The following is a 1,930-nucleotide window of genomic DNA, read 5'->3' as shown; positions in this document are numbered from 1 at the left end:
GAATCGAGTAGGAGGTGGGGTCGCCCCCACCGTCCTCTCACACCACCGTACGTACGGTTCCGTATACGGCGGTTCAGGTCATACGGCTAAGCCGAGTCATCGTATCCAGTATCGACACCAGTCCAAGCGCGTCCCAGCACTTCTTCGGCAGCGCCTGCCGCAGGTGCAGGGCACCGGCGTTCCACCAGGGGCCGCGCCCGTTGGTGGCCGACTTCCAGGCCCGCTCCTCCGGTAAACCCAGGCGCATCAGCATGCGTGCCCGGGTAACCGGTCGCTTCCAGTGCCGCCACAGCACATTGCGCAGCAACCGCCGCACCCAGCCATCCAGCGCTTCCACGGGCCGCTTGCTCTGGCTCAGCTTGAAGTAGCTGCTCCAGCCGCGCAGGACCGGGTTGAGCCGCTCGATCAGCCAGGTCAGCTGGCTACCCCGCCGGCCGCGCAGCAGGCTTTTCACCCGTTCGCGCAGGCGTTGCAGGCTGCTGCTGGCAATCCGCAGTTTCGGCTGCCGGTGCGCAGTCATGCCATACCCCAGGTAACTGCTGCGCCACGGGCGGATGACCTGACTCTTGGTCCGGTTCAACCGCAGCCGCAACCGCTGCTCCAGGAAACGCTCCAGGCTGGTCATCACCCGCTCGCCCGCCTGTCGACTGCGCACGTAAACGTTCGCGTCGTCGGCATAACGCACGAAGCGGTGGCCGCGCCGGCTCAGTTCCTGGTCCAACTCGTTCAGCAGGATGTTCGAGAGCAAGGGCGAGAGGGGTCCGCCTTGCGGCGTACCCTCTCGGCGCGGGCTCACGAGCCCGCCCTTCATGACCCCAGCCTCCAGGTAGCGACGGATCAGGCGCAGCACATGCGGGTCTTCGACCCGACGTGCCAGCAAGTCCATCAGCCGATCGTGGTTGACCCGGTCGAAGAATTTCTCCAGGTCCAGTTCCACGCTCCAGCGATAGCCCGCCGCCACGTGGGCACGGGCCATCTCGATGGCCTGGTGCGCGCTGCGCCCCGGACGAAAGCCGTAGCTGAAGTCCGAGAACAGCGGTTCGAAAAGCGGCGTCAGTTGCTGTAGCAGGGCCTGCTGGATCAGGCGATCCAGCACGCTGGGTATTCCCAGCGTTCTGATCCCGCCCTGGGGCTTGGGAATGTTCACCGCACGGACGCCGTGCGGCTGGTATTCACCCGTCTGCAGCCGCTCCCGCAGGGGCGGCCAATACTGCTTCAGGTAGCCCGCGAGCTCATCCACCGACAGGCCGTCGGCCCCCGGTGCGCCCCGGTTGTTCACTACCCGTCGATACGCACGCCTCAAGTTCGCCGGTGACAACACCCGCTCCATCAGCGTGTTCGGCTCCGCTTTCGTCCACGTTACAGACGCCATCGGTGTCTGCGCACTGTCAGCCGGCATGCGCGGATTCCGTCCGCCATGCCGGGGAACAGCCTTCTCCTGGGGAGAAGCTTCTGCGGTTCGACATCCCATGAGACTCCAACGCCTACCGGCGGTATGACCTGTTCGGCCCTTGGTGGCGTGGTTGGCGCCACTTACTACGGCCTCGGCTGACTTCTGCACGCTCATCCCGTCGCCTCTCGACGCCCGGTAGCACGCTGGCAAGCGCACAGATCTCCCAGGGTAATTCGCGCGACCTTCCGGCTTATGCCTGGCGGATTTACGTCGTAGCGTGCCGTGCAAGTACCGGGCTTTGACGATTTGGGCCGCCTCACCCCGCTACGCCGCCTCCATCCGCTTCCTGTTCGTCAGGCCAGCCATTTGCTTCCGGCTTCCTTCAGATTCGCAGTCACCCGCGACACCCTTGCCTTCCGCTAGCACTTCCCCTTGCCGGGCGTGCAGAGGACTTCCACCTCCAAGTCGTCCAGTTCACCACCACAGTGAACCGAACAGCGCCAGTCACGGCGCTACGCGCCATGCCTGGCGCACCCA

At 65.3% G+C, this 1,930-nt stretch carries 1 protein-coding gene; it reads right to left on the bottom strand.

Annotation, left to right across the window (positions count from 1 at the left end):
- Positions 1 to 73: 73 nt before the first annotated feature.
- Complete coding sequence (ltrA, locus tag TQ98_RS27520; RefSeq protein ID WP_044873854.1) at positions 74 to 1,399, bottom strand: group II intron reverse transcriptase/maturase; 1,326 nt, start codon at positions 1,397 to 1,399, stop codon at positions 74 to 76.
- Positions 1,400 to 1,930: the final 531 nt, after the last annotated feature.

The sequence above is a fragment of the Pseudomonas sp. LFM046 genome (genome assembly GCF_000949385.2).
Lineage (GTDB): Bacteria > Pseudomonadota > Gammaproteobacteria > Pseudomonadales > Pseudomonadaceae > Metapseudomonas.
The sequence above is the reverse complement of the archived record's forward strand: the minus strand, read 5'-3'. Positions and strand labels throughout refer to the sequence as shown.

Excerpts from the sequence above, each read along its gene's own strand:
- ltrA (WP_044873854.1), bottom strand. The coding sequence starts at position 1,399 with ATGCCGGCTGACAGTGCGCAGACACCGATGGCGTCTGTAACGTGGACG.